This is a genomic window from Nostoc sphaeroides, assembly GCF_003443655.1.
In the GTDB taxonomy this organism is placed as follows: Bacteria; Cyanobacteriota; Cyanobacteriia; order Cyanobacteriales; family Nostocaceae; genus Nostoc; species Nostoc sphaeroides.
This window is the reverse complement of the sequence record NZ_CP031941.1, coordinates 3,459,151-3,485,090: the sequence shown is the minus strand read 5'-3', so window position 1 is coordinate 3,485,090 and position 25,940 is coordinate 3,459,151. Positions and strand designations below refer to the sequence as shown.

Here is a 25,940-nt window from a genome sequence, read left to right as displayed (position 1 = left end):
TTTTCATTGGGCTGCTGGCGCAAGTGTTGAGGCAAAGCCTCATATTAGGCATTCCCAGTCGGAGACTGGGAACGAGACGAAGGCGCTTTATCTTAAACTCTCACCCATGATTTATCCTTGCTCTTTAATTACTTGAGCTACTAGCAAGGCTAATGCTGCTGTAGCAGCGATCGCACCCCACTGAAGAACCGGATTTTTATCTAGCCAGTCGGAAATGCTAGGTATAACTAAGTTACCAAAATCTCCGTTAACTCTTTCGTCTTCAGCAACAGGTTGGTAAAAATTATTTGATGCATCTTCAGATTTCAGCTCAGAAGTATGTTGTAAATTGAAGCCGACGAGCAGTAACAGTGAATCTACTAATGATGGTGAGACGCGCTGTACCAAATCTAATATTTTAGCTACATCCCCAACTAAGTAGTCACGAGTTGGATGTTCGGCTGTATGGAGGATAGCATCAGCTACAAGTTTAGGCTCGTAGTAAGGTGGTATCCCGGTAGGCTTTACGCCTAATTTCGTCAGACCATTGTTCCAGAAGGGGGTATTAATGACTGCTGGCTTTACACTTGTGACACTGATAGGCCATTTTTCATGTTGCAACTCAACGCGCATCGCTTCGATAAAACCCTCCACCCCGTGCTTGGCTGCCGAGTAAGCACTTTGATAAGGGAGCGATCGCCTACCTTCCATTGAAGAGACATGGATCAATGCTCCCCTTCCCTCACGCTTCAGATGGGGTAGGGCCGCCATTGCACCATATACCTGTCCCATGAGATTGACATCAATGACATGCTTAAACTCTTCTGGTGTTGTATTGTCGAAAGTGGCAAAGATGCCGATAGCGGGGACATGTACCCATGTATCGAGTCGCCCGTAAACTTCCACAGTTTTATCTGCGATCGCCTTAACTTGCTCAAATACTTCCACATCACCTACGCAATAAGTTGCCTCGCCGCCAAAGCCGCGAATCTCCTCCACTAAAGACTTTAGCTTCGACTCACCGCGAGCCGAAACTACCACTTTTGCCCCGCGTCTAGCAAACTCAACAGCTGTAATCCGTCCGATACCACTGGAAGCTCCAACCACCGAAACAACCTGCTGATTAATTGGCTTTAATTTCATAAGTGTTACTCCTTAATAAAAATAGGGATTCGGGATTAAAACAATTGTTTCCCAATCCCCTCTCACAGGTGACAAGCAAGAAACTGGTTTAACGGATCTGTCAATAACTACTGGAGACAAATCTGCTAAGACACCTCAAAATTTACCAAGTGGCGTGCGTACTGCTGAGATAATATAAGCTTCTTCCATACTTATCATTACTTTAGTAAATTTGGAATTTAAAATAATGAAACAACTTTGAATTTTAAATCAATTATTTCTAGCTCTTGTAATAAATTGCTTTTGCTTGAATGATTTATCTTGCAATAACAAGCTTAGTTTTAGTTTAATTAAAACTAAAATAAGTTTATTTAACATTACTTTACAATAGCCTTTTTAACAATAAATCTTTCTTTAGAAGGAAATAAATTTTTCTAAAAAAAGTCGGGCTGAATAAAATGTTTGAATTTTGTTAGCGCCACGGAGAGCGAGTCCGCGTACCTTTACAGGGATCTTGCTAGCAAGAGCGTCTCGTAGAGAGCGTCATTTTGAATTTTGAATTGATTTATGTCTATGTGTACTAGTGCCAGCTAAATTTTAAGACTTTTCTGCAAAGGTATTAATTCTTAAGAGTGAATTTGGTAAATATCGATTATTTTATTGTCACAAAATACTAATTAGCTGCTAAAAGTATATACATAAGGAAGTTTTTAGCGAAATTTGTATACATAGAATTTAATTTATGTCAATTAATTGGCTTTTTTGATTAGAAGCCCAAGCGCAGCTATATAATACCTGTTTTTTCTGCAAAAGCAGCTTATAGCCAATACTTGCTATGAACTAGGGCGCGTTTTTAAAGCCTTAGATCCCCCCAACTCCCCGATAAATAGAAAGGCTTTAAGAGACTCCGACGAAGCCTTTTTAAGGAGAGTTAGTGCTATCTTGCGGTTTACCGAGCAAGTGCCGCGGATTTAGGGGCATCTAAAAATTTAGCAGGCTAAATGAGTAGTTTGAAAACACACTCTAGTCTTTTGCCCAAGCAAGGGATTGCAATGCGTTAAAGCTTATTGATGAAATATTATATAAGTTTTACTAATTATGGCTAATAGTAGCTATAACAATTTAACTGTTTAAATATTGATTAGATAATATGGTTCAGTCCCAAGAAGATGACATTTCAGTAGAAGCTAGTTCTCTTCCCCCTGTCCCCATTCAAGAAATCTCTGAGGATAGGGCATTAACAGAGACGGTACTTTTTCCAACTCCGAAACTGTTTTTGAAAATTTCTAAGCTAGAAATTCGCAAAAGCCTTAAAGCGCTAACTTGTGAGAGTGTCTTTGCTACGATTTTTTATAGTGTCATCGGCGGCGCGTTGCTCAGTAATTTCTTGCTAGAGTTAGGTGCTGGGCCAGTACAAATTGGTCTGCTGGCCGCTATCCCTCAGATGGTGAATCTGCTGCAACCACTGGGAGCGTATTTGGTAAACCGAAGTACTAGTTTTCGCTGGTATTTCCTGTGTATTTTCATCCCATCGCGGTTGGTGTGGTTGATTCTTCTACCAGCAATTGTGTTGGTTACTTCATCTGATCTGCCTGGATACCAAGTAGTGCAGTTGACTTTGGCAATTCTTTTGGTAGGTAATATCATCGAAGCTTTCGGTCGTGCGCCTTGGCTTGGGTGGTCTGCTGTGTTAGTACCTCAGCGCTTGCGGGGGCGATATTTTGGCTTTCGCAATAGCATTGTCGGCTTGACTAACCTCATTGGTATACCGTTGCTAGGTTTAGCAGTATCGGTTTGGCCTGGTGGAACAGTTCAAGGCTATGGTGCAATGTTAGTTCTAGGAATTTTGCTAGGGCTAATCAGTCAAATGTGTCAGTTCTGGATGACCGACGTAAATCCACAGCTTTTAAAAGCCACGGGTTCAGACACATCTCAACCGCAGACTCAGGGGATAGATTTTAGCTTTATCAAAGATGCTAATTTTTGCAAGTTTGTACTTTACCTAAGTATTTGGTGCTTTGCTGTTAACATCAGCGCTCCCTTCTTTAACCTCTATATGCTGGATAACCTGGATATAGATATTAGTGTGGTAACGATTTATCACGGTTTAGGAACTGGTGCGAACATGTTAATGCTGCTTTTATGGGGGAAACTGGCCGACCGAATTGGGAATCGTCCACTACTGCTATTAGTAGGAGTTTTGGTGGCGGTGACACCTCTGCTGTGGCTCTTAGTTAGAAGCGATCAAATTTCTTTTTGGATCTGGTTACCCTTGTTGCATATACTAGCTGGCGGGACGTGGGCGGCAATTGATTTGTGTACCAACAATCTGATGATGGGAATATCACCAGTGCGTTATCAGTCGAGTTATTTTGCGATCGCAGGTGCGATCGCTGGTATAACTGGAGCAATGGGTATCACTGTTGGTAGCTTTCTAGCAACTCTACCTTTTATGGAGGGTTTGCTGGGGCTGTTTCTTCTCTCAGGCTTATTACGAATGGCTGCACTTGTGTTTTTGGCTTTTGTTCAAGAGCAGCGCTCAGTACCAGTGAGTCAGTTAATGCGAGTCCTGTTTCCCATCAGGCAATCACCTAATTTGATTGAAGTAGAGGAATAAGTTTTTAACTATTAAGCTAAACCACATCTAGTGGTCTGTCTCATAAGTTCTGATTGATTAGTTTGTTACCAAAACCCTGTAGAGACGCGAAATTTGGGGTCTTTACAACCCCGCTACTAGTTTGCATATTCCAAATTAATATAACTCTTGTGGGGTGGGGCGATTTGCCCGCCCTAATTATGCAAGGTTATTTGTGGAACACCTTAATAGGGGCAGGGTTTGCCTTTGCCTCAGTTACACTCTCATAGCGCAATACAGTTCAGTTAAGGATTTGTGGTACTGATTTTAAACCTGTAGAGACGCGAAATTTCGCGTCTTTACCAAGGTTTTTGGGCTTAACTGAACGGTATTGTCTTATAGCGTTTCCCGGCCTAGTGACATACACTCGTAGGGGCACAGCAGTGCCCATTGGTGTCAACTTAACGTGAAAGCTTTTTCTAGACTGGCTTTTAGAGATCGTCTCTTTCGTCTCGTCGTCTCATTCCCCTGCTCCGACTGGGAATGCCCCTCATTGAGGCTCCGCCTCCCTTGCTGGCGGCAGAGCCGCCAAGAGCAGCATTTCCAGCCCAGAGGCTGGAAACGAGGTTTTAAAAGAGTTTTTGCTTAAGTTGACACCTATGAGCAGTGCCGTGCCCCTACACCTTGCGATATAATTTTGTACCTCATTTGAATGGGAACCGCTATATCTTGTAAAATACTAAGCTAAAAGTAGTGCTTTTTAAGGAAGCCATTGTAATCCTTTGCTCTGTAATTTACGCTCGATATGCTGCATTTCCTGGATAGTTTCTCCAGTAACGATCGCATAAATGTCAGTGTTGATTTTTCCGTATTTGATTTTCTCTAAAGCCGACAGAATAATTAAATCCTTGCGATCTAGTTCTGGTTTTAAGGCAACTAAAATTGAATCCAGCGTACCTTCCATGCGGTAATCGCTGGAATATTTAGCTACTTCCTTTCCCAATCCCACTAGGGTATTACGCTGTAAGCACAACGGAGTCGAGCCATTGACTCGGAAGTTGGCATCGATCGCAAAAAATTGTCCGTCTTTATCTTCCAGCACATCAAAGCCAATCACGCCGAAATAACCCTGTTTGTGAGCATACTGACCAAGGTTGGTAATCATCTCAAAGAACTTGCTCATGTCAGTGTTGCGGTAGTCAATCAGTCCGCCTAAATAGTTGCCTTCTGGAGTGACGAGTTGTCTGGTAGTGCCGATGAGGGTTATCTCTCCTAGTTTGTTGACATAGAACTGTACGCAGTAATTCTGCACTTCATTTTTGACGAACTCCGAGACAATAATCGTATCGAGCAACTTAATATCAAGATATTTCCTAATTTCTTCAAGGCAGTAGTTCAAATCGCTGGGATTTTTGATGATATAAGTGCCTTCTCCTGAAAGTCCGTGGGACGTTTTAATTAAGTAGGGGTATTGTGGTAATTGAATGTCTTCAAGATTTACTTGGTGCAGATTATAGCTCTCGTATTTTGGACATTGCACCCCCAATTCAGCTAGAGTTACTTTGCTCAGTAAGCGGTAATGCGTGTCTGGATCAACAGCGTGTTTTTCAGGTTTGAGGTGATCAAAGGGAAATAGACTAATGAGTTTGTCAAAGCGTTCGCCCTTGGCGTTGGCGCAGCCATCGCTGTGGCTGAGATCATCCAAATAAGTTAAGCGATCCATCATTGATCTATTGGAGTAGCTGAAGCCGAAATGCTCTTGCCAGTATTCAAGCAGCGACTTTGGCGGTGGTATAATCACAATTCCAAGAATGCGATCGCCTAACACAGCCAGATTTTTCCAAGGTTCTTTCTGACAAATCTTGTCGAAGGAGGTTTTGGTGGCTTCACTACTCCCATCTTGGATAAAATATTTTTTCAGGTTGGGATAAGCAGCCCAACTGGCAGTTGCAGGGTAATTTAAAATAAACCCATAAGATGCATCTGTGATATCTTCAGCAAACAGATCAGAAAGAGTACTCCCTTGAAAGTATTGAAAGTTATATTTTGAGTTCATTTAGCCCTCCATTGAAACCGCATAACCAAAGCGTTGCACAGATATATTTTCTGTCTCCACTCCTAGCAGCAGCACCCTGTTTTGGTCAGAAACAATTTCTTGAGATAAGAATATTGCCATCAACTTTTTGTATAAAGCTAACATTTAATAATCTGTTTTTTCGCTGTATATTTTATATTTTACTGGCTTAAATTTTCATTAACTCTATCAAACGAAATAAGAAAGTTAGTTTATTTTTGAATTTTAAATTGTTAAGGTTCATATATTATAGAAGTTAGGATGCAACAAGCATGAAGGTGTAGATATGTAAATATCGCTGTGGTTACAATACGGTTCGGATAAGGTTTTTTGATGACACACCGCTAATCGCAAAGACGCGATAAATCGCCGTCTTTACAATAATCAGTCCTTTGTAGAGACGGCGATTTATCGCGTCTCCTGCCTTAATCGAACTGAATATTAATCTTCACAACTCAACGATAAAACTGTCTCGCAAATGAAAGTCAGCCTCCGCGCCTCGATGAGTTAACGCCCAGTAATTCACCTCACTATCTCTATTTTTGATGACAGTCGTAATGGCAACTTCAATAGCTTGCTTGACAGAGATAATTTTATCCAAATCGACATTTAAAGCCAGTGCTAAACTATCAGCTTGATTTTGAACCTTAAACGGTAGGTTTTCAAACGCTGTTTCTTCTTGCATTCCTTGACGATATCCATCAAAGCGATAGACATTCCAGTTTCCGGTGGGGGAGAGGTTAAATTCCCAATACCGTTGAGAATCTTTGATACCAAGAAAGAACTCGAAGCAGGTGTCTTCCCAAAGTTTATGCTTGCGTGATGGATTATTTGATAGTGGAGCGATTGCAATTTCTTTTAAATCGCCCTCAAGCATATAGCGGATGGCAAGTTGATTACCATTTCTGCCAATATTACCTGCAATTTTCAAATTAGGCAGGGATTTTGTAGAAGGAAAAGGTTGTAGGGAAAATTTCTGTTCGTTCATTTCATATCTTTAATAATATTACAAATCTGCGTTTCTTGCGATTCAATACTTTCGGTAAGTTTAAACTGGACGATCGCTCTTGCCAAATTATGTTCTGGGTGCTTAACTTTAAAGTAGACATTCCCTGCCAAATAATCAGCAAAAAACCTCAATCCTAGTTCAAAAGTAATTAGACGAATTGCATCATATATGTATGCATAATCATTCTCAGTCAGAAATGCCTTTGCTACCGAGAGATAACCTTGTAAGATTCCCTGACACAGGTCGGTATCAAAATAAACACTATCCCAATTCTCAGTTTCTTCTCCAGCCGGATTGCAACCCGATCGCAGGCAATCACCAATATCGTAATGTACCAGACCGGGTTTAACGGTGTCCAGGTCGATGACGCTGACGGCTTGCAGGGTAGCAGTGTCAAACATCACGTTATTGATTTTTGGATCGCCGTGCATCAGACGCAGGGGTAGCTTGCCTTCAACTTTGGCATTTTCTAGGATATGTGCAAAGGTTTGGCGATCGCTAACAAACTGCAAGCAATAATTAACTTCCGAAGATTGACACGCACTAGTTTTCGCCAACACTTCTTCATAATGCTGGAGATAAAGCGGTGTAATATGGAATCCTTGAAGAGTATCAGCGAGTTTTTCTGGTGGCAAATCGCTGATCAAATTGTGGAACATCCCCAAGGCATAACCGATTTCTTTCGCGTGTGAGCGATCGCGCATAGTATCGAAAGACTGGGAGCCTTCAATAAAGCTAATCGCCCGCCAAAAGGAGCCATTTGCATCCTTCCAGTAATCTAGAGCATCCTTAGTTAATAGTACGCGTGGCACTTCCCAGCGACGATTTAGAGGCGTATCCTGTAACCGTTTGCGAACATGCTCAGTGAAGGTACGCATATTCTGCATAATCAGTTGTGGCTGCCGAAATACCTGTGTATTGATGCGTTGCAGAACAAAATATTGTTCTTGTGAAGAATCTAGAGTTACTAAGAAGGTGTCATTGATATTACCACTTCCAAATGCTTTAACCCCTGTAACCTTCCCTAGCCCAGCGAATTGAGATGCGATCGCAACCAGATTCTCTGCGCCCTGTGTATTGAATTCTTCTGTCATGTTTTTGACCTATACTACTCCTCATATACATTGCACAAAGGCAATAGGGGATATCGTAGCGCAAGTGTCAAGATAATTCGTAATGACGCTCAGTTTTGCGGCTCATAACTAAAGTCCGTTAAAACGGACTTTAATCTTTTCTCAGTCGTCTTTAGACGACTTTAGCTATTAGACTCAGAATTCATTCTGAGGCGGGCTAGATGAGAATGAAATAGCCATGCTAACACAGGGCGCGACACGAAATAGCCCATCGGAGATAAGCTGTTCCACAAATAACCTTGCATAATTAAGGCGGGCAAGATGCCCACCCCACAAGAGTTATATTAATTTTGAATATGCAAACTAGATGTAGTTTAGCTTATTGCTGTTGCCCACCCTGTGCCAATTCAACAGTTAGGAAATTTCGTCACTATCAACCCACTCATCATAGGATGAGTCATAACCAATGTAGTGAAGAAAGTATTGCTGACCTTGGATTTGCTGAATCGTTGCAGAATACCAAGCCTCTTGGTCATCATCCCAACATTTTACCTTTTGACCCACTGCATATCCATTGTCATCAGAGGAGCGAAGATCGCGAGTCCGAATGTCATCTTCGCCTACCCACTCGTTATGAGATGAACCGTAACCAAGGTAATGAATAAAGAATTGGTCATCTTGGATTTTCTCAATTGTTCCCTGATACCAATCTTCTTCCTCACTATCCCAGACTTCTACTGTTTTGCTGAGTTCATACTGATTTTTATCTGACTTAACAGCAGATGAAACATCTTGGATAGGCTTTTGTTCCTCTTGTTTAATTTCCTCTTTTACTAAAGTATAGGCTTCCAAAATCAAGCTGCGAACGACAGTTTGAATTCCTGTATGTTCGTAATAATTAGTAGTTTGATCTAGAAATGCTGCGACAAAATCTAAATTATCATCAGCAATCTGAATAAAATTACCCAAATGACTAGAAACTGATTGCGGGGTGATGCCTGTTTTGGATACTAAGTTATTCATCCAACCTTGCACAGAGTTGAAACCTTGACTGATAAAACCAACTTTATCAGAGGGGTTACTACCTGGGAGAAAGTTATTGATGGCTAAGAAAACCGGATTTTGAGTTATTGCACCAGTATCAGTACCACTAATAACTCCGTGAATTTTGCTAAGAAAGTCGGGGCCTAGTGGTAGAATTCCGTCTAGACAAACTAAAGCTACCATCCGCATTAGGGATGCATTTTGATAGTTGTTAGCGAGGGAATTAGCAAACTCTTGGGGATTCGGTTGAGGAATGCCATTTAGTTTGCAAAAGGCAATGATTTCGACAGTGATTTTCAGTACTAAGTCAATGGATTGAGTTACATCAGCTTTCGGAGTAATTTTGCCTAAAAAGGAGAGAAAGCCGATTTTCTCACTAACTTTATTTGCTAAAGCCGCCGTTGCCATAGCTGTGTCTGCCTTATCAATTGTTTGATAAAGTTTGATTGCGAACTGGTAGCCTCGTTGAGGATCTTCGTATAAAACAACAGCGCGATCGCGGATTTTCTGAATTACCTTAGCATCGCTAACTCCTGTAATGCTGCGAATATTATTCTCAAATCCCGTCAAATTGCTCCATTCACCTGGTGCTACATAATCAAGAGCTTTTAAAACTTTGACAGTGATATTGTCAGTCGGTAATTCGTCAACCAACTGAATAATTGATTTATCCATCAGCCGATCCTCAAAACTCAAAATATTTTTACAACACAGTTCAAGTAAACCTACAACAACTCTCTCCCAGTTGCTACCCTACGGAAAGCCTTTCTCTGGTCAACGCTGCACGAATTACTGAATCGTATTAATAGAATTCCCCGATCTGACCAAAAAATAACAGAGGATGACATTGCCTCGTTCCCAGTCTCTGACTGGGAATGCCTACTAAGAGGCTCCGCCTCTCTTTCTGGCGCACAGCCGCAACGATCGGCATTTCCAGCCTCTGGCTGGAAACGAGGTTTTAAAAGAGTTTTTGCTTAGGGACTTCCAAGTAAAAAAATATTCCATTGCTATTGTTCACTGTTGGCCGTTGACGGTTCACGAGTTTTCAGTCAACAGTCAACAGTCAACAGTCAACAGTCAACAGTCAACGACTTTAAGTGGAATAATTTATTTTTTGGAGTTCCCTTAAGTTGACACCTATGGCAAGATGCCCACCCTACAAGATTGGATATTGCCTATTTTTCCGTATCCAATTGCTCCCGTTGCTTACCATACTCCCGCAGTTGCTTCAAAAGGTCTTCTTGGGATGAGTTAGAGATAGACGGACTGGGGGTTGAGGTTGGTTCAGGGTTGATGTCGCTACTGACAAAATTAGCAGGTGGGGGATTAATTACGTAGACAGGTAGAGACTTATCATTAGACATCGCCTCTTGAGTTGGTGCTGGGGTAGGAATTAGATTCTTTGGTTTGCTCACAGCAGTTTTTACCGAATCTAGAGTAGTAGCAACTTGCACTTGTTGCTGCATCTGTTGTGTAGAAGATACTAAACTACTTAGACCATTCACCAATTGCCGCAAATTTTGTCGGAAAGTTGGATCGCCTGTCAATTCATCCAAATCAGATGTAATTTTTTGGCTATTTTCAAATGTTACTCGTGCTGAATCTAAAGTTTGTTGTAGCAGCACCGCATTCTTTGGATCATTTAAGGTTTTTGAAGCATCACGTAAATTAGCTGAGGCTTGCGCTGCATTTGCTGAAAGAGTTTCTAAATTGTTGATTAATTTTCCTTGAGTGAATCGATTCACAGCAGGTGATAGGCTACTGACTGTAACACGCAGTTGGTTGCTGGTTTCGGTGATATTGTTCAAAGCACCAACCAGCGAAGAACGATTTGTTGTCAATAAATTATCCAGGTTGTTGAGCAAACGATTTGCTTGAGTTGCAGTTGCACCGAATTGATTTACTGTTTGAGTAGAGGATGCACTAAGTTGGTTTGTCGCTCGTTGCACTGAATTAGCAGTGGCTGAAAAGGTATTAAGTTGTTGTCGCAAGTTTTTGGTCAAACCTTGTAAATCCTGACTTAGCCCAGTAAAACTGGTTGCTGCGCTTGTGGTAGTTTCTAGAACCCTATTGACATTTCTATAAAATTGGGGGTTACTGTATGCAGATGCTAGCTCACTTGAACTGCGAATTAGTTCATCAACACTGATGCCAACCTGACCTTTTAACCGAGAGCCATTACAAATTATCAGGCTCTGATCGCAATTTTTATCTAGAGGTTTAGCAATTATAACCCCAGTAGGTAACGTTGCTTTTGGCGTGATGTCGATAATACTTTCGCTAATTAATCCGCTTTGATTAGCTTCTACCACTACATTCCGGGGAAGAAGTAAGTCAGTTTGGCCAATTTCAATCTCTACATCAACGGCATTTGGCCCTGGTCGAACCTGGGAAATAGTTCCTACCTTAACACCACGATAGCGAACTGATGCTCCCTTTTGCATTCCGCCAGCGTTAGCAAATTCCACAATAACTTTGTATGACCGCCCAGAAGGAGTGAATCTATTTAACCACAGAAAGAGTAACCCAAATACCCCTAGTCCTAGCAAGAGTAACAACCCCACAGAGCCTTCTCTAAATGTTCGCCCAGACGCATTGGCGAAGCCTCTCGAAGAGAAGAGGCTTGTCATAAGACCTCGCATTTTTTTCCTCCACCCAATAATTAGTTATGAGTTATGAGTTATTAGTTATGAGTTGAATTTAATCGCTCCTGATTCTTAACTCCTCACTTTCTAGCCGGCGACTTGAATCGGTCCTTGCACACTTCCACTGAGAAATTGTTTGATTAAAGGATTTTCTGTATTGTATGTTTCACTAACTGTACCCTGCCACTGCACTCTACCTTCATAGAGAAATATAAGTCTATCAGCTGTACGGCGCATAGTGCTGTCTTGGTGGGTAACAACAGCATAAGTACTACAAACTCCATGTAAACATTGCAAATAGCGGATTAAATCTTCGATTACTGTTGAGGCAATGGGATCAAGTCCGGCTGTTGGTTCATCGTATAGTAGAACTTCTGGCCCAACTGTTGGATCATCGGGATTAGACATAATCGCACGAGCAAAACTTACCCGTTTTCGCATTCCCCCAGAGAGTTCGGCTGGGTACAGATGGCCTACTTCTGGCAAACCCACCATATCCAATTTTTCTTTTACCAAATCTTGGATGCGCGATCGCGGTAGGTTTGAATTTTGATAAAGTAAAAATCCCACATTCTCCTCCACCGTCAGCGAATCAAATAGCGCCGCCTGCTGAAACACCATACCAATGCCAACCTCCTGGCCACCATCCTCAATCAAACCGTCTCGCCGCACTCCTTGCACATAAATTTCTCCTTCATCGGGACTAAGTAACCCCGCTATTACCCGTAAAATTGTTGATTTACCAGTCCCTGATGGCCCAATAATCCCTAGTGCTTCTCCCCGGTAAATGGTCAAGTCTACATTATCTAGAACTTTATGCCTACCAAAGGACTTAGAAACACCTTTCAGTTCAATCAATGGTTCAGTCATTAGTTATTAGTCATTGGTCACTTGTACTGAGCGGAGCCGAAGTATTGGTCATTGGTCATTTGTCATTTGTCATTTGTCATTAGCAAAGGACAAATAGCCCAATAGTGATGTCATAGTTATTGTTCGGGCATTGCATGATACATTATAAGTATATGATTAGCATTTTAATTAATAAAATTTATTTTTTTGGCATAATACTTAGTTATTTGCAATGTTTAACGTCTTACAATCCCCTCAACGCAAGCCTGACGAAGACACCATAGTAATTTAACGTCTCAGTAACGGAGAACTAAGACTCCAGTTTTTAGGGGATATTAGCAAAGTCATACAATAGTATAAACTACTTAGCATAAATATGCTGATTGTTGTTATAGATACTTCGATAAAAGCTCCGAAAACAAAAAATAATTAACAGGTTGATCCAAGACATAGCAGTTATATTTAATTTTTGATAATCAAAAGGTTAAGATGCACGACTTTTTAGATAAGTCGGAAATTTTTGTTCACAAATTATTAAGTATGGCTATATAGGAGTCGGAAATTATTTTTGAAAAAATTTAAAGCATTGCGTAACGCACCAAAAGCTGAAAATGGCGCCGTACTTTCTGCTCTAACACACCTTATGTATATTTAAAAAATCAAATCGAAGTGCTATATAAACATTTAGTTTACTACCACCAAGTTCTAATAGCAAAATTATTAGATAACTTGAGATTTAAAAGCATCTACGTCAAGTTTGGAGTTGCCAAATGTCGAATTTATTCACTAGAATTAAAACAATTACTTAAAAAAATTAAAGTAGACATTATGAGTAGCCAATTAGAACAGTTTGCAAGTGATAATTCCTCTGGAATTTGTCCAGAAGCCCTGGAATATATGATTAGGGCAAATCAAGGTAGTGTTCCAGCCTATGGAAATGATGAATGGACTCAAAAAGCCACAGATTATTTTCGGCAACTCTTTGAAATTGATTGTGAAGTATTTTTTACGTTTAATGGTACAGCCGCGAATTCTTTATCTTTAGCAGCCCTTTGTCAGTCATATCACAGCGTCATTTGTCATGAAACATCTCACATAGAAACAGATGAATGTGGCGCACCTGAATTTGCATCTAATGGCTCGAAATTGTTACTTGCTCAAGGTAAAAATGGCAAGTTAACATCAGAGGCTATAGAGGCAATTGTCACTAAACGTACTGATATTCATTATCCCAAACCTAAAGTTATTAGCATCACCCAATCAACTGAATTAGGGACTTTATATTCTATTGAAGAACTTCTGAAAATCAAAGAAGTTGCTACAAAATATAACTTAAAAATTCACATGGATGGCGCTCGTTTTTCAAATGCAGTTGCCGCTATGAATAAAAGCCCTGCTGAAATTACTTGGAAAACTGGAGTGGATGTATTGTGCTTTTGTGGTACAAAGAATGGAATGGCATTAGGTGAAGCCATTCTTTTCTTCAACAAAGAGCTAGCAGAAGATTTTGATTATCGATGCAAGCAAGCAGGTCAGCTAGCCTCAAAAATGCGGTTTATCTCTGCTCCCTGGTTGGGTTTATTGGAAACTGGTGCTTGGCTAAAAAATGCCAGACATGCGAATCAATGTGCTGAATACTTAGAAAATCAACTATTGAATATAGAAAATGTTGACTTGATGTTTCCGAGAGAAGCCAACGCCGTGTTTGTTAAACTACCTGAGCAAGTCATTCACGCCTTAAAAGCAAAGAACTGGCAGTTTTATACATTTATTGGTGTGGGAGGAGTACGTTTTATGTGTTCTTGGAATACGACTCAAGCAAGAATTGATGAATTGATAGATGATATTAAGAACGCAACTAATTCCAAAAACTAAATATGGAAAATTTCAATTAATCAAACAAGTATAGCAATCCTAAAACTGCTTAATACAGAATTGGTATTACTTGGCATGAAAGTTCAATTTAACTTTTGATTGCTGCCACAATCCCAAGTGCTTATTTTTAGCATTAGCTTCTGCAATTAAAAATTGGGTTTTGCTCTCGTAGCAATTTTGTAAAGATTCTCGGTCAACTACGGCATTACCTGACTCTACCAAAAGGAGATTTACTGAGCGATTATCCACAAACACTTCACCAACTGTGTGACCACTTTTGAGTTCTTCTGTGCTTCTAATCACAACAGGAGTCTGAGGTGGTAATAGCTGTTTTAGCCTTTGTATTGCTGCTAAACGATAGGGCTGGCCAGTCACCTCTGGTGCATTAATACACGCTAGCCTGATTGGAATTGTTTGTCCTGCATTATCTTTAACGACAATTGTGTTCCCGTCTGCAACACCAACTACTGTAGCTAGCACCAAAATTAATTCAAGTAATTCCATTATTTTGTCTGTAATATTTTATGCATAATATAATTTTATGACAGTGGTTAGATTACTAGTGTGATTTAACTCACAAGTTATAAGTAAAAGACTTAGGGAGTTTAAAATAAATAATACCCCACAGATTGAATAATTGATTTGTTGGAAATCCCCTAGAGGTTATGAAAATAGCGATCGCGCTACTTGCCACTTTGCTACAATTTCTTTGAGCCAATAATTATATTGCGGATGACAGGTACGGATGACATCAAACGCCGCAAGTACTCGCCCGACATCCAAATTCATGAGTTGTTACAGCAGTTAGGGGCGCAAGATAGCGAGTAGTTGGTTGTCAGGCAAAGATGCCGATTATATTTTCAGATTGTCACAAACGCATTTCAGCAACTATAAAATTGAAAATTTATCCCTCTATTATGCAACGCCAGTTTTTTCATCGTCTGAGAATTTTAGCTGTAACTTGCGGTGTTCTGATAGCCCTTTTGCTTGACTTATGACTCCTGACTCCTGACTCCTGCCCAAACTGTAAGTGGTTATTCAACTTGTTTATACAACAAGCTTTCTAAAATTACGCCATTATTGTTGGCGGTGAGAGTTTTATTCAGCTGATCAAATAATTATTAATTCATAATTCATAATTCATAAATTTTAAAATGGGTACAGCAGCCCCCACGCTCATTTTTAAATCAGTGGTCAAAAAGACAGTGGAGAGTTCAAAGCTCCCACTGATAGCGTTGCGGAAAGCGAGTCATCGAGCGTCTTTAAATTATGAATTATTAATTATCAATTATGAATTAGTTTGACTACTACAATAAAATAGTCACGCACCCGATCTCTGGAGTTCTAGCAGTGGGATTATTTGATGATTTGAGTCGGTTTCTAGAAAACCGTTTAGAAGAATTCTTGCGTAACAATCCACATTTGGAGTTAGAGGCGCTGCTAGAACAGCTGCGTGAGCAAGAGGAAGGCACATTAAAGCTGATCGCAGATTTACGAATACAAGAGAAGCGATCGCAAGAAGAAATTCTGTCCACCGCTCAAGAAATTCAGCGTTGGCATATCCGTATTCAAAAAGCCAAAAACGCCGGCAGAGAAGATTTAGCGGCGGCGGCGGGTGAGCGAGAAGCAGCCCTGTTGCGCGAAGGAAATCAGCGCTGGGGACACATGCAAGGGCTGAAAGAACGCATTAACCAATCTCAGGAACTACTGCGAAAAATTCAGCAACGACGACAGGAAGTGCAAGCTAAAGCAGCCGAAGCACAGACAGCCCGTGCTAAAGCGCAAACTCAGCAGCGTTTTGAAACCAGTGGCTGGTCGAATAAAACTAGCAGTTATTCTGGTGGGTTTGATGACTTAGAAGAAAAGTTCCGTAGCTGGGAAACTCAGGATGAGTTAGAACAAATGAAGCGGAATTTAGGGAAATAGTCATTGGTCATTAGTCATTAGTCATAGGAGAATTGTTTTGACGTAGCAGTGCTACGTCAAGACAAGGATTCTGGGTAACGCATATTTAATTTCACCAGATGTCTACTATATTTTGTCCTAGTTGGCACAATTACCCCTAAATATGTATGGTGTTATTGACCTGACTCATTGTTAAAGAAAGAATGAATTACGATATTTCGCACAAACGAAACCTTCACCGATTTGATCCTGTTGCGTATCTAGTAATTGAAAAATTTCGTCTTTCTCCTCTAACTTTTGGACTGTTGGCAGCAGTTAGCGCTACTGTAGTTTATTTGTTTACTGCATGGATAAGTGATACGCTGTGGTCTAAGCAAGGGCAGACGGGGTTGCTTCGAGACTGGATTCCCTGGTTAGTAGGACTTTTCATTAATCCAGTAACATTGGGATATTACTTGTGGAGTTTTCAAGCAATCGATAAAGTTATTCAAGAGCTTGAAACATCTGACGTATTAGAAACTGACAAATCAGAGATTGATCAATTTGTTATTAACCTCTATTCCAAAAGATGGCGCAAGCTTTCTGCACTTGCCAGCGCTCTCTTTTTCAGCACTATTGTTTTTATAATCAGACCTAGATTAGAAGAGAGTTGGACTAGCTCTAGTCTTCTGCCAGGATTGACCATTACGATCGCCACATTTGCAGTCGTATATATGGGTACTATACTTGTTCTCAATCTGATTACAAATATTTGGATTTTCTATCAAATTTTAGGAAATAAGGATCTCGATATTAATCCTCTTCATCCCGATCGCTGTGGCGGTCTTCGATGTCTTAGTGATTATTCGCTTAAAACTGCCTATCTAGTTGCTGTTTTAGGTATCTGGATAGGCGTGATTGAGTATCAGGTGATTACACAAGATGTTGGAAAGGGATTCTGGTTTGTTCATCTGGTAATTCCATTGTATATTTTTTTATCAATGGGATGTTTTTTTGGGCCATTGCTGGCAGCACATAGCGGGATGAAAAGAGCTAAAGAAGAGTCTTTATATAAAATCGCTCGACAGTTCCGAGCAGAGTATTCAGGGATTTATACTAGTCTGGCTGAAGAGACAGAAGCTTTCAAGAAAAAATCTGAAAAAATTCAGCAGCTACGCACTTTATACACTATGACTGATGAGTTGCCAGTTTGGCCCTTCGATGTCAAAACTTTCCGCCGATATCTCCTAACTGTTCCTACTCCTCTTATTGGTATCCTAAGTGGCATATTTAAAAACTTCTTGATAAATCTACTCAAGCAACAGGGTATCAAACTTGGGTAGTTAAAAGCGTTATCAGATAAAACTCAAATTCCTTTATCTAGTACCGCAAGGCGGAATTCAAAATTCAAAATTCAAAATTCAAAATTCAAAATTCAAAATTCAAAATTCAAAATTCAAAATTCAAAATTAAGACAGAGTAAGCGTTCCGTTGATTTTGAATGGTCTGTTTATTTACGCCGCGCTGTACTAGGGACTTCCAAAGATTGAAGGGGGCAGGAGGTAAGTAAGTCGGTGCGAATAAATCGAACTATGTGTTTTGTAATGTAAAATTATTGTAATCGAGTTCGTAGTGAGGACTTTAGTCCTTCTTTTAGGACTAAAGTCCTTACTACAAACCTTTAATTGTTTACACCGTTTTACTTAGTGAAAAGATTAGTGATACTATGACCACTAACTTAAACTTGGCTGAACTTACCAGAGTAAAGTTCATCAGACACTTCTTTGAGTTCTGGTTCAACTACTGTCAAATGTTGCTCCAAAATTGCCAAATTGCGAATATTAGACTTATAGAAAGCATCAAATAAATCACCCACTAAAGGCACAGTACCAACGACTGTTTCCAAACCAACATTAAAAATCATTTTGGCTAAATCTTGACGTGGGATGCCAAAACGAGTAGCTAAAAATATGATGTAAGCTGAAAACGCTGTACTGATTAAATCACCAGCACCTGGAACCAAACCGATAATTGGGTCTATTCCAATGCGAAAACCTGTTAGAGGAATGCGTATAGATGTATCCATCAGACGGCTGAGTTTGCGGATGCGATTGAGAGTACCAAGGCGTTTAGCAGCGTCCATAATTTCTGATATTTACACTACTCTTAAGTTGCACCATTTTTAGTTATTTTTCCTGTACCGTCAGAAATAAAAAGTAGTGAACTACTAGTCTGTCCCAAAAGTTTTGAGAGGTTAGGGACTTCCAAATAAAAAAATATCCAATTAACTCCTGTGGCAATACTGCTCGGTTAAGAATATTCGTAGGTTGGGTTGAGGCTTTGAGAAACCCAACAAACCCTGCAAAATGTTGGGTTTCGTTCCTCAACCCAACCTACACATTTTTATTTTTTAGGCTTAACCGAGCAGTATTGACTCCTGTGGGGTGGGCAACATGAGCGCCCAGTCTATATGGCAATACGCTTGGGTTAAGGCTAAACTCTTTATCAAAGTCAATTTTTTTAACGAACCGCAGAGGCACAGAGAGAACAGAGATAAGAAAAAAATGCTTAACTGAACCGTATTGGTCTATATGGCGGGCAAGATGCCCACCCCACAATATTGGATAATTTCTTTCTTGGAGTTCCCTTAGTGGTGTTCAGATCCCCGACTTCGCGGAAGTTGTCGGGGATCTAGCAGCCCCGCACACTACCCACACTAACTTGCAGCTTGCCTTGTACAGTGTCGGCTTCTGTAATCACGGAGGCAAGCTTTTCTTTGTGTTGTTTGAAGCTACGATGTGGCTTTTGGTCTAGTATAGTTGCTGATATATGCAGGTATATCAATTTGAGGATGCAAACCTGAATCAGCAATGGGTTTTGCCACATGCAATTGCAAAGGAATTTCCCCAGCCCATACTGGTAGTTCATAATCAGAGACATCATCATTAGGCCCACCCGTGCGAACTTTAGCTGAAGCTTCAACTAGAGGTAGAGATAGTACTAGCGTTCCAGCTAATTCACTGCGACTAGGCGATCGCACTTCTTGCCAACGTCCAGGTATAACATGTTCTGTAAATGCTTTCAGAGCAGCTAATTTTTGCTTTGAATCCTGTACAAGCGTAGCCGTACCAAATACTACCACCGAGCGATAATTCATTGAATGATGAAAAGCCGATCGCGCTAGTACCAAACCATCAAGTAAAGTTACACTCACGCAGACATCAATACCTTGCTGGAGAAAACGTAGCATCCGACTAGCAGGTGAGCCATGAATATATAAGGTATCGTCAATTCGTCCATAAGCTGTAGGGATCACAAAAGGCTGTCCGTCAGCGACAAAACCCAGATGACAAACTAATCCTTCATCCAAAATTTGATAGATAATTTCAGACTCATAGCTTCCCCTTTGAGGTATGCGTTTGATAGTTGTTCTTTGGCTAGGAGGCTCTTGTTGACTCATGATTGGAATTTAAACTCTACATCGCCAGAGTAATTCTGAAAGTGGCATAATACAAGTGCCACTTTTTTACTAAACTACCAGTCCACTTTGACCTATGGACTTTGTGATTCCTATCGACTCCCAAGCAGATATACCACTGCATCGCCAAGTTTATGAAAAAATACGACTTCAGATTCTTTCCGGGAGATTAACACCAGGACAAAGATTACCTTCAACACGATCGCTTGCTCAATCTCTCGGTATTTCCCGCGCCACTGTTACCCAAAGTTATGAGCAGCTACTGAGTGAAGGCTACTTAGAAACAACTCTGGGATCGGGTACTTTCGTTTGCGATCAACTCCCTGACGATCTGCTCAATACTGTACCGATTGAGTCAACTTCTTCAGCCACTAATTCATCAATAACACTATCAGCCTATGGCAAAAATTTGAATAATAAAGCATTCTTACGCTTACCAGAACTAGAATTGCAGATCAACTTTACCTATGGGCGGCCAGCATTTGATAAGTTTCCTATAGACTTGTGGCGCAAACTACTATCTCGCCATTGCCGTTCTCACCCAAGTGTGCTTGATTATGCTAATGACTCAATGGGATATCAACCACTACGGCAGGCGATCGCTTCTTATCTTTCTCGTTCCAGGGCAGTAAAATGTACTCCTGAGCAAATCATCATTATTGGTGGTTCCCAGCAAGGACTTGACTTGATTGCACGTCTGCTAATTGATACAGGTGACTTGATTGCTGTGGAAGAACCAGGTTATTTAGGAGCGCAACGAGCTTTTTTGTCCCAAGGAGCTTGTTTATTTCCTATATCTGTGGATAAATCAGGTTTAGAGGTTACTAACCTGATAACAACATCGAATATTAAACTTATTTACGTCACTCCCTCCCATCAATTTCCTACAGGGGCGGTGCTATCCTTAGAGCGCAGGTTAAAGTTATTAAATTGGGCGCAGCAATCAGGAGCGATAATTATTGAAGATGACTATGATAGCGAATATCGTTATAGTGGTCAGCCTATCCCAGCCTTACAAGGATTAGATCAGGGCAATTCAGTTATTTATATCGGCACATTTTCCAAGGTACTCTTTCCGGCTTTGCGTCTGGGTTATTTAGTATTGCCAGATAATTTAGTGCATATATTTACCCGTGCTAAATGGTTAACAGATCGTCAGTGTAGTTTATTAGAGCAGCACGCCCTGACAGATTTTATTGGCGAAGGACATCTAGAACGTCATATCCGACAAATGCGATCGCTCTACAATCAAAGGCGGCAAATTTTGGTGCAGTCTCTAATTTCCCAGTTTGGCGATAGAGTCCAGATTCTGGGGGATAACGCTGGAATGCATCTGATGATCAAAATAGATACATATATGAGTGATGAAGTAATAGTCCAGAATGCTGCCCAGCTTGGGTTAGGTATTAGCGCAGCCCATCCCTACTACTTAAATAATAGCCCTGGTAGTGAATTTATTTTGGGTTACGCTGAATTAAATGAGCAGCAAATTCAGGAAGGAGTACGCCGATTAGCTCAGGTAATTTTGGGTGTTTAAGCAAATGTCAGTAAAATAGTTTAGAATCCGAGCCGCGCACTGGCTACCCTAAAGTCTTTTTATTTTTGCTTGACAAATTCCCTCTGATACTTACTATTTTATAAATATTTTGTATTGCTAATAACAAACTTTGTTATTTATTTAATATTAAAAATTTGAGATATTCTTATTTATACAGATTATCTATAAGACAATACGGTTCAGTTAAGGATTTTTGGTACTAATTTTAGACCTGTAGAGACGCGAAATTTCGCGTCTTTACCAAGGTTTTTGGGCTTAACTGAACTGTATTGATCTATAAGATTGCTTCCGAACAATTTGCTCAACCCCCAAGTCTGTCCAAGCTTGATTTTGTGCAGCTTCAAAAATAATTGGTATTAGTACAATTATCAAGCAAGTAAATTTGGGAAATTGTATTGAATTTACTAATCAGGATTTATTTTTCTGATAAGGTTTAGTAAAGCCAAGTTTTACCTCTTATTTGTATTAGGGACTTCCAAGTAAAAAAATATTCCACTGCTATTGTTCACTGTTTAACGTTGACGGTTCACGAGTTTTCAGTCAACAGTCAACAGTCAACGACTTTAATGTGGAATAATTTATTTTTTGGAGTTCCCTTACTACTATCACATCGTAAAAACACCTAAGTTTTTGGTTAGCCATCAAGGAGGAGGAAATATCAAAAATATTATGGTATTCAAAGATAACGTGTAATTAAATACACTTTTCTATTCGCTATTTTGTGTTGTTGCCACAGTATTTCCCAAATGTTTTATATGAGAACTGAGGCAGAGAGAATAATATGTTTTTAGACATTTTAGCTAGTCTACAACGGTTATTTGTCGGTTATATTCCAGCCGTTGTCTTGGGTAGTTTTATCGGATATTTCATAGGCATGAATAACATGATTTATCAGTTATTTAGGCTGATATTTCAGATACCACATAGTATCCCTCCTATAGCTTTGCTACCTATTGCCTTAATAGCATTTCAAGAGAGCGAATCGGCTGCTATTATAGTAGTTTTTTTGGGAACTCTCTGGACGATGATTATTAATACGGCAATAGGGATGCGGCATTTTCATAGACAGAACAAGAACTTTCGAGTAGCGATATTTCATCTATTTCACGCCTTGAAAGTTAGCATTTGGGTAGCTTGGTTTATAGTTATTGCTACAGAAATGTTAATCGGCCCAAAAGGACTTGGCTTTACCCTTTGGGATGCTTATAAAGCTGGCAATGCCGATTACATAATTCAGGTGATCATCTACATCGGTATCATTGGCTTTTTGCTAGATCAATTACTAGATTTTGCAGCCTATATTCTCTCGCAAATCGTTTCTGATGGGAAAAAGTCTTCCTAAATTTTATCTGAACCAGAGGCAGGCACAAAGCTAGTAAATAAGCAAAATGTCAGCAGTAGTGGCAGCTTACTCCTAAAACCATTGGGCATCTAGTTACACCTAAAACTTTAGTTGAATTATCTGCTCCTGACGCTAACTTTCAACAATTTGCTCCCTTTTATCCAGTGATGCGTTACTGATATTATGTCCGCATAATTGGTTATGCTAACCACAGTCATTACACCCCACCCCCTTTACGGTGTACACATATCTCTACACACTATGTATGTCATCTGATCCTCCTAAATCCTCCTTAAAAAGGAGGACTTTGAGAGGGTTTTGTCCCCCTTTTTAACGGGGGTTGGGGGGATCAAAAGCTTGTGGGGCAACTTTAAAAGACTTGTGTGTACACCGTAGGCTGTTCGGGAGGCGAGACAAAGCGTAGCTTTGGCGGGGTGGGGTGATTCGGGTTTAATAAGCAATTAAGCTGACATGATATGATTTGCCTCAATGTAGCACACACCCAGCTTACTAACCGATTAAGCTGTTGTTGGGTCTTCATTGACCTTAATAATCAACTTGCCAAAATTATCACCTCTAAGTAAACCGATGAATGCATCAGGAGCGTTCTCTAAACCAACAACTACATCTTCTTTATACTTGAGTTTACCAGACTGCAACCATCCAGAAACATCACCTAAAAAATCATTAAAGCGATGTTGATAATCGCCAACTAAGAAACCTTTAATTAAAGCTCGTTTGATTAGTAGTGGCATTAAATTAGGCCCTGATGGAGTAGATGTAGCGTTATACTCTGAAATCAAACCCACTAGTGGAATTCTTGCCCCAAGGTTGATTTGCTGCAACACAGCTTCTAAAATTACACCTGCTGTATTGTCATAGTAAACATCAATGCCATTAGGGGCAGCTTCTTTTAGCGCTGAATTAAGTTCTTGAGTTTTGCGATTAATGCCAACATCAAAACCTAATTCTTTAACTATATAATCCCGCTTATCGTCACTCCCGACAATTCCCACGACTCGCGCCGCACCTTTAATTTTGGCAATTTGACCTACTACTGCACCGACAGCACCAGAAGCGGCTGAAACCACAACAGTTTCACCTTCTTTTGGTTGACCGATATCAAGTAGAGCAGCATAAGCAGTCAGACCTGGCATACCCAATACACCTAGACTATAGGATAAAGGTGCTTGAGTAGGATCAAGTTTACGCAGTGTCTCACCCTTAGATACAGCATAAGTTTGCCAACCGTTATTGCTAAGAACAAAATCCCCAACTTGAAATTGAGGATGATTTGATTTAATTACTTGGCTGACTGTACCACCTACAATAACTGAACCCAATTCTACTGATGCAGCATAAGACTCGCCTTCACTAATGCGACCACGCATGTAAGGGTCGAGAGATAGATAAATGGTGCGGCTAAGAATTTCACCTTCACCCGGTTCGGGAGTTGGTGTTTCTACTAAAGCAAAATCACTCTCCTTTGGTTCGCCGACTGGACGGCTTTTAAGGATGATTTGTTTGTTAATTAAATCAGACACAAATTATTTTCCTCTAAATTCATCTGACCATTTATATATATAGCAATCCTATCTGATTTGTGAAAATTCGCAGTGTCCAGATCCCCGACTTCGTAAAAGTTGTCGGGGATCTAACTTTTTACGAATGATTTAGGATTGCTATAGATGTGGGTACTCATTCTGATAATACTTCTACCTTGAGTATGAGATTTACAAAAAAGTATAAGATTCCTATTTTATTTAAAAAAAAGGTTTAATGCGTGAATAATAAAATTGATAATTTTGAATTGGAGCGAAGCCATTGACCCTCAATAATAGGACGGCATGTTTTTGTTTCTAGCGCTAGTTACAATCCCGAAGCTGATGCTTGGAAAAACGTTCAAGAATTTTTCCAAAACTAAATTCAATTTATAGAATGTCAATATCTTTACTTGGGCTAAAAATTAATCAAGCAAACTCAACATACTCAATAATGGTTCCATCAGGGTGCATCGCTCGCATATTGACTCCAGTGGGAACTTTGTTAGGTTCCGCCAGAATCACTGCACCCTCTTGAATAAGTGCTTCTCGAAAATCATTGAGTGAGTCAACGAGAAATGTTGCGTGTGTACTCTTGAATGAAGAGAGTGCTTCTGCCGAACCCGCAATTAAAAGAATAGAACCCACACCTGCAAGTTCCAACTCAGCTTCGGAATATTGAAGCCACAACCAACATTTTTCTGTAAAGAGGTTTTCATAGAAAGCGATCGCCTCATCCAAGTCTATCGGACTAAGATAGACTCTGGTTAGTACTTTAATAATTTGCATTGCAAACTGTCTGTTAGGCAGCTAGTGGATTTTATTTTTTTACTTCGGCAACCATAGTTAACTAAGATTGATCAATAATTTATCTTCAATTTTAAAAAGGTCTTCAACTCTCTGTTCATCTAGCTCTAGATAACGTTGTTCGCTGTCAATCAAAATACATTTCATTTCTACTCCTTTAGTCCCATAAAAGTCATCTGTATAGCTATCACCAATATATATACATGATGAAGCATCAGTACTTGGTACAACTTTGCGTAAGAGGATGTTTGAAAAGTCCTCTTGTCGGTATCAAAAGTTTTAGCTCCCCCTAAATCCCCCGATAAATTGGGGGACTTTGATTCTTCCACCAATTTATCCGGGGGTTAGGGGGGATCAAAAGTGCCTAAATGTCACAGCGAAATACTTTTCAAACAACCTCTAAGGGACTTCCAAGTAAAAAAATATTCCATTGCTATTGTTCACTGTTGACCGTTGACGGTTCACGAGTTTTCAGTCAACAGTCAACAGTCAACGACTTTAATGTGGAATAATTTATTTTTTGGAGTTCCCTAAATGATCTCAATCAAAAACCTCTAAGAAGGTTTTAAGTAGTAGGTACAATTAAACCAAACTACATAAACTTATGTAAAGCACCAGAAACGCTTTGAATATGAGCTTTTAAGCAATTTATATTTCTTAATTTAGTTGTATTTTTTAGCGCCCACCTACTTACTACGTAAAACCGTCCCTCTCCGACTTGGAGAGGGATAGACTTGAACTTTAGTTCAAGGCAGGGAGAGGTTCATCGAACTCACGCTAGACTAATTACGAGCTTGTCGGGTCACTAAACCACCAACAAACGCCCCTAAGATAGTGCCTGTCCATAGTCCTGCTGTGCTACCTTGCCATATTGCTCCTGGTGTCATCCAAGTGTTGCACATTTCCTTGAAACCCCAAGGTTGGTTTTGGCACTTTTGGCTATGCAGCATTATGGTAATTTGCCCACTAGTGTAAGCGCCTAAAAAACCTGATGATAGTGCCAAAAAAGTGCAAATTAAAATTCTATTTTTTGTCATTAGTCATTAGTCATTAGTCATTAGTCATTAGTCATTAGTCAATTTCTT

Annotated in this window: 22 protein-coding genes and 1 pseudogene; 7 read left to right on the top strand and 16 right to left on the bottom strand. The window is 40.1% G+C overall.

Annotated elements, in window-relative coordinates:
• Nucleotides 1–111 precede the first annotated feature (111 nt).
• Nucleotides 112–1,122 carry an SDR family oxidoreductase gene (locus D1367_RS15285; RefSeq protein ID WP_118167203.1) on the bottom strand — a complete coding sequence of 337 codons (1,011 nt, stop codon included), beginning with the start codon at nucleotides 1,120–1,122 and terminating at the stop codon, nucleotides 112–114.
• A 1,129-nt stretch (nucleotides 1,123–2,251) separates the two neighbouring features.
• Here D1367_RS15285 and D1367_RS15280 point away from each other — a divergent pair.
• Nucleotides 2,252–3,718, top strand: a complete 1,467-nt coding sequence (locus tag D1367_RS15280; protein WP_118167202.1) for an MFS transporter — start codon at nucleotides 2,252–2,254, stop codon at nucleotides 3,716–3,718.
• A 718-nt stretch (nucleotides 3,719–4,436) separates the two neighbouring features.
• Here D1367_RS15280 and D1367_RS15275 read toward each other — a convergent pair.
• From D1367_RS15275 to D1367_RS15250, 7 genes are all read right to left on the bottom strand, one after another.
• Complete coding sequence (locus tag D1367_RS15275) at nucleotides 4,437–5,732, bottom strand: ATP-grasp domain-containing protein (RefSeq protein WP_118167201.1); 1,296 nt, start codon at nucleotides 5,730–5,732, stop codon at nucleotides 4,437–4,439.
• Entirely contained in the window at nucleotides 5,733–5,876 is a 144-nt protein-coding gene (locus tag D1367_RS30875) for a hypothetical protein (RefSeq protein ID WP_181984845.1), read from the bottom strand.
• A 322-nt stretch (nucleotides 5,877–6,198) separates the two neighbouring features.
• Entirely contained in the window at nucleotides 6,199–6,738 is a 540-nt protein-coding gene (locus D1367_RS15270) for a DOMON-like domain-containing protein (RefSeq protein WP_118167200.1), read from the bottom strand.
• On the bottom strand, nucleotides 6,735–7,853 hold the full coding sequence (locus tag D1367_RS15265; protein ID WP_118167199.1) for a phosphotransferase enzyme family protein: 1,119 nt from the start codon (nucleotides 7,851–7,853) through the stop codon (nucleotides 6,735–6,737). Before D1367_RS15265 ends, D1367_RS15270 begins: the two co-directional genes overlap by 4 nt.
• A 393-nt stretch (nucleotides 7,854–8,246) precedes the next feature.
• The gene (locus tag D1367_RS15260; protein ID WP_118167198.1) at nucleotides 8,247–9,551 is read right to left on the bottom strand and encodes a Tudor-knot domain-containing protein; all 1,305 of its coding nucleotides are present in this window, start codon (nucleotides 9,549–9,551) and stop codon (nucleotides 8,247–8,249) included.
• Nucleotides 9,552–10,051: 500 nt separating this feature from the next.
• Nucleotides 10,052–11,518: an MlaD family protein gene (locus D1367_RS15255; RefSeq protein ID WP_118167197.1), complete on the bottom strand. Its 1,467-nt coding sequence runs from the start codon at nucleotides 11,516–11,518 to the stop codon at nucleotides 10,052–10,054.
• A 90-nt stretch (nucleotides 11,519–11,608) separates the two neighbouring features.
• A complete protein-coding gene (locus D1367_RS15250) occupies nucleotides 11,609–12,391 on the bottom strand; it encodes an ABC transporter ATP-binding protein (RefSeq protein ID WP_118167196.1) in 783 nt (260 codons plus the stop codon).
• Nucleotides 12,392–13,198: 807 nt separating this feature from the next.
• On the opposite strand from D1367_RS15250, the gene D1367_RS15245 reads away from it, so the two are divergent.
• Nucleotides 13,199–14,245: a threonine aldolase family protein gene (locus tag D1367_RS15245; protein ID WP_118171475.1), complete on the top strand. Its 1,047-nt coding sequence runs from the start codon at nucleotides 13,199–13,201 to the stop codon at nucleotides 14,243–14,245.
• Nucleotides 14,246–14,311: 66 nt separating this feature from the next.
• Here the strand turns inward: D1367_RS15245 and D1367_RS15240 are convergent, their stop codons facing one another.
• From D1367_RS15240 to D1367_RS32235, 3 genes and pseudogenes are all read right to left on the bottom strand, one after another.
• A complete protein-coding gene (locus tag D1367_RS15240) occupies nucleotides 14,312–14,749 on the bottom strand; it encodes a thermonuclease family protein (protein ID WP_118167195.1) in 438 nt (145 codons plus the stop codon).
• Between the two features lie 159 nt (nucleotides 14,750–14,908).
• Nucleotides 14,909–15,034 carry a DUF3131 domain-containing protein gene (locus tag D1367_RS15235; RefSeq protein WP_118167194.1) on the bottom strand — a complete coding sequence of 42 codons (126 nt, stop codon included), beginning with the start codon at nucleotides 15,032–15,034 and terminating at the stop codon, nucleotides 14,909–14,911.
• A 145-nt stretch (nucleotides 15,035–15,179) separates the two neighbouring features.
• A pseudogene (locus tag D1367_RS32235) lies at nucleotides 15,180–15,354 on the bottom strand (DUF3131 domain-containing protein); the annotation flags it as partial.
• A gap of 241 nt (nucleotides 15,355–15,595) precedes the next feature.
• On the opposite strand from D1367_RS32235, the gene D1367_RS15225 reads away from it, so the two are divergent.
• Both D1367_RS15225 and D1367_RS15220 read left to right on the top strand, forming a co-directional pair.
• On the top strand, nucleotides 15,596–16,171 hold the full coding sequence (locus tag D1367_RS15225) for a TIGR04376 family protein (protein WP_118167193.1): 576 nt from the start codon (nucleotides 15,596–15,598) through the stop codon (nucleotides 16,169–16,171).
• 182 nt (nucleotides 16,172–16,353) lie between these two features.
• Entirely contained in the window at nucleotides 16,354–17,472 is a 1,119-nt protein-coding gene (locus D1367_RS15220; protein ID WP_118167192.1) for a hypothetical protein, read from the top strand.
• Between the two features lie 395 nt (nucleotides 17,473–17,867).
• Here the strand turns inward: D1367_RS15220 and D1367_RS15215 are convergent, their stop codons facing one another.
• On the bottom strand, nucleotides 17,868–18,272 hold the full coding sequence (locus D1367_RS15215) for a DUF4112 domain-containing protein (RefSeq protein WP_118167191.1): 405 nt from the start codon (nucleotides 18,270–18,272) through the stop codon (nucleotides 17,868–17,870).
• A 648-nt stretch (nucleotides 18,273–18,920) separates the two neighbouring features.
• A complete protein-coding gene (locus D1367_RS15210) occupies nucleotides 18,921–19,589 on the bottom strand; it encodes a pyridoxamine 5'-phosphate oxidase family protein (protein ID WP_118167190.1) in 669 nt (222 codons plus the stop codon).
• Nucleotides 19,590–19,683: 94 nt separating this feature from the next.
• Between D1367_RS15210 and pdxR the strand changes: the two genes are divergently transcribed.
• Nucleotides 19,684–21,144: a MocR-like pyridoxine biosynthesis transcription factor PdxR gene (gene pdxR / locus D1367_RS15205; RefSeq protein ID WP_118167189.1), complete on the top strand. Its 1,461-nt coding sequence runs from the start codon at nucleotides 19,684–19,686 to the stop codon at nucleotides 21,142–21,144.
• An 802-nt stretch (nucleotides 21,145–21,946) separates the two neighbouring features.
• Complete coding sequence (locus D1367_RS15200; RefSeq protein WP_118167188.1) at nucleotides 21,947–22,507, top strand: ABC transporter permease; 561 nt, start codon at nucleotides 21,947–21,949, stop codon at nucleotides 22,505–22,507.
• Nucleotides 22,508–23,025: 518 nt separating this feature from the next.
• Here D1367_RS15200 and D1367_RS15195 read toward each other — a convergent pair.
• Together D1367_RS15195 and D1367_RS15190 are read right to left on the bottom strand one after the other, a co-directional pair.
• Complete coding sequence (locus D1367_RS15195; protein ID WP_118167187.1) at nucleotides 23,026–24,051, bottom strand: NADP-dependent oxidoreductase; 1,026 nt, start codon at nucleotides 24,049–24,051, stop codon at nucleotides 23,026–23,028.
• A 426-nt stretch (nucleotides 24,052–24,477) separates the two neighbouring features.
• Nucleotides 24,478–24,837 (bottom strand): VOC family protein, encoded by a 360-nt coding sequence (locus D1367_RS15190; protein ID WP_118167186.1) that lies wholly within the window; start codon nucleotides 24,835–24,837, stop codon nucleotides 24,478–24,480.
• A gap of 386 nt (nucleotides 24,838–25,223) precedes the next feature.
• Here D1367_RS15190 and D1367_RS31805 point away from each other — a divergent pair, with 386 nt between their 5' ends.
• A complete protein-coding gene (locus tag D1367_RS31805) occupies nucleotides 25,224–25,367 on the top strand; it encodes a hypothetical protein (RefSeq protein ID WP_220450958.1) in 144 nt (47 codons plus the stop codon).
• A gap of 270 nt (nucleotides 25,368–25,637) precedes the next feature.
• Here D1367_RS31805 and D1367_RS15185 read toward each other — a convergent pair whose 3' ends face one another.
• Complete coding sequence (locus tag D1367_RS15185; RefSeq protein ID WP_118167185.1) at nucleotides 25,638–25,892, bottom strand: hypothetical protein; 255 nt, start codon at nucleotides 25,890–25,892, stop codon at nucleotides 25,638–25,640.
• Nucleotides 25,893–25,940 lie beyond the last annotated feature (48 nt).

What these genes read in the sequence shown, in the direction of transcription:
- D1367_RS15285 (WP_118167203.1), bottom strand. Translation starts at nt 1,122, where the DNA reads ATGAAATTAAAGCCAATTAATCAGCAGGTTGTTTCGGTGGTTGGAGCT.
- D1367_RS15280 (WP_118167202.1), top strand. Translation starts at nt 2,252, where the DNA reads ATGGTTCAGTCCCAAGAAGATGACATTTCAGTAGAAGCTAGTTCTCTT.
- D1367_RS15275 (WP_118167201.1), bottom strand. Translation starts at nt 5,732, where the DNA reads ATGAACTCAAAATATAACTTTCAATACTTTCAAGGGAGTACTCTTTCT.
- D1367_RS30875 (WP_181984845.1), bottom strand. Translation starts at nt 5,876, where the DNA reads ATGTTAGCTTTATACAAAAAGTTGATGGCAATATTCTTATCTCAAGAA.
- D1367_RS15270 (WP_118167200.1), bottom strand. Translation starts at nt 6,738, where the DNA reads ATGAACGAACAGAAATTTTCCCTACAACCTTTTCCTTCTACAAAATCC.
- D1367_RS15265 (WP_118167199.1), bottom strand. Translation starts at nt 7,853, where the DNA reads ATGACAGAAGAATTCAATACACAGGGCGCAGAGAATCTGGTTGCGATC.
- D1367_RS15260 (WP_118167198.1), bottom strand. Translation starts at nt 9,551, where the DNA reads ATGGATAAATCAATTATTCAGTTGGTTGACGAATTACCGACTGACAAT.
- D1367_RS15255 (WP_118167197.1), bottom strand. Translation starts at nt 11,518, where the DNA reads ATGCGAGGTCTTATGACAAGCCTCTTCTCTTCGAGAGGCTTCGCCAAT.
- D1367_RS15250 (WP_118167196.1), bottom strand. Translation starts at nt 12,391, where the DNA reads ATGACTGAACCATTGATTGAACTGAAAGGTGTTTCTAAGTCCTTTGGT.
- D1367_RS15245 (WP_118171475.1), top strand. Translation starts at nt 13,199, where the DNA reads ATGAGTAGCCAATTAGAACAGTTTGCAAGTGATAATTCCTCTGGAATT.
- D1367_RS15240 (WP_118167195.1), bottom strand. Translation starts at nt 14,749, where the DNA reads ATGGAATTACTTGAATTAATTTTGGTGCTAGCTACAGTAGTTGGTGTT.
- D1367_RS15235 (WP_118167194.1), bottom strand. Translation starts at nt 15,034, where the DNA reads ATGAATTTGGATGTCGGGCGAGTACTTGCGGCGTTTGATGTCATCCGT.
- D1367_RS15220 (WP_118167192.1), top strand. Translation starts at nt 16,354, where the DNA reads ATGAATTACGATATTTCGCACAAACGAAACCTTCACCGATTTGATCCT.
- D1367_RS15215 (WP_118167191.1), bottom strand. Translation starts at nt 18,272, where the DNA reads ATGGACGCTGCTAAACGCCTTGGTACTCTCAATCGCATCCGCAAACTC.
- D1367_RS15210 (WP_118167190.1), bottom strand. Translation starts at nt 19,589, where the DNA reads ATGAGTCAACAAGAGCCTCCTAGCCAAAGAACAACTATCAAACGCATA.
- pdxR (WP_118167189.1), top strand. Translation starts at nt 19,684, where the DNA reads ATGGACTTTGTGATTCCTATCGACTCCCAAGCAGATATACCACTGCAT.
- D1367_RS15200 (WP_118167188.1), top strand. Translation starts at nt 21,947, where the DNA reads ATGTTTTTAGACATTTTAGCTAGTCTACAACGGTTATTTGTCGGTTAT.
- D1367_RS15190 (WP_118167186.1), bottom strand. Translation starts at nt 24,837, where the DNA reads ATGCAAATTATTAAAGTACTAACCAGAGTCTATCTTAGTCCGATAGAC.
- D1367_RS31805 (WP_220450958.1), top strand. Translation starts at nt 25,224, where the DNA reads ATGTCACAGCGAAATACTTTTCAAACAACCTCTAAGGGACTTCCAAGT.
- D1367_RS15185 (WP_118167185.1), bottom strand. Translation starts at nt 25,892, where the DNA reads ATGACAAAAAATAGAATTTTAATTTGCACTTTTTTGGCACTATCATCA.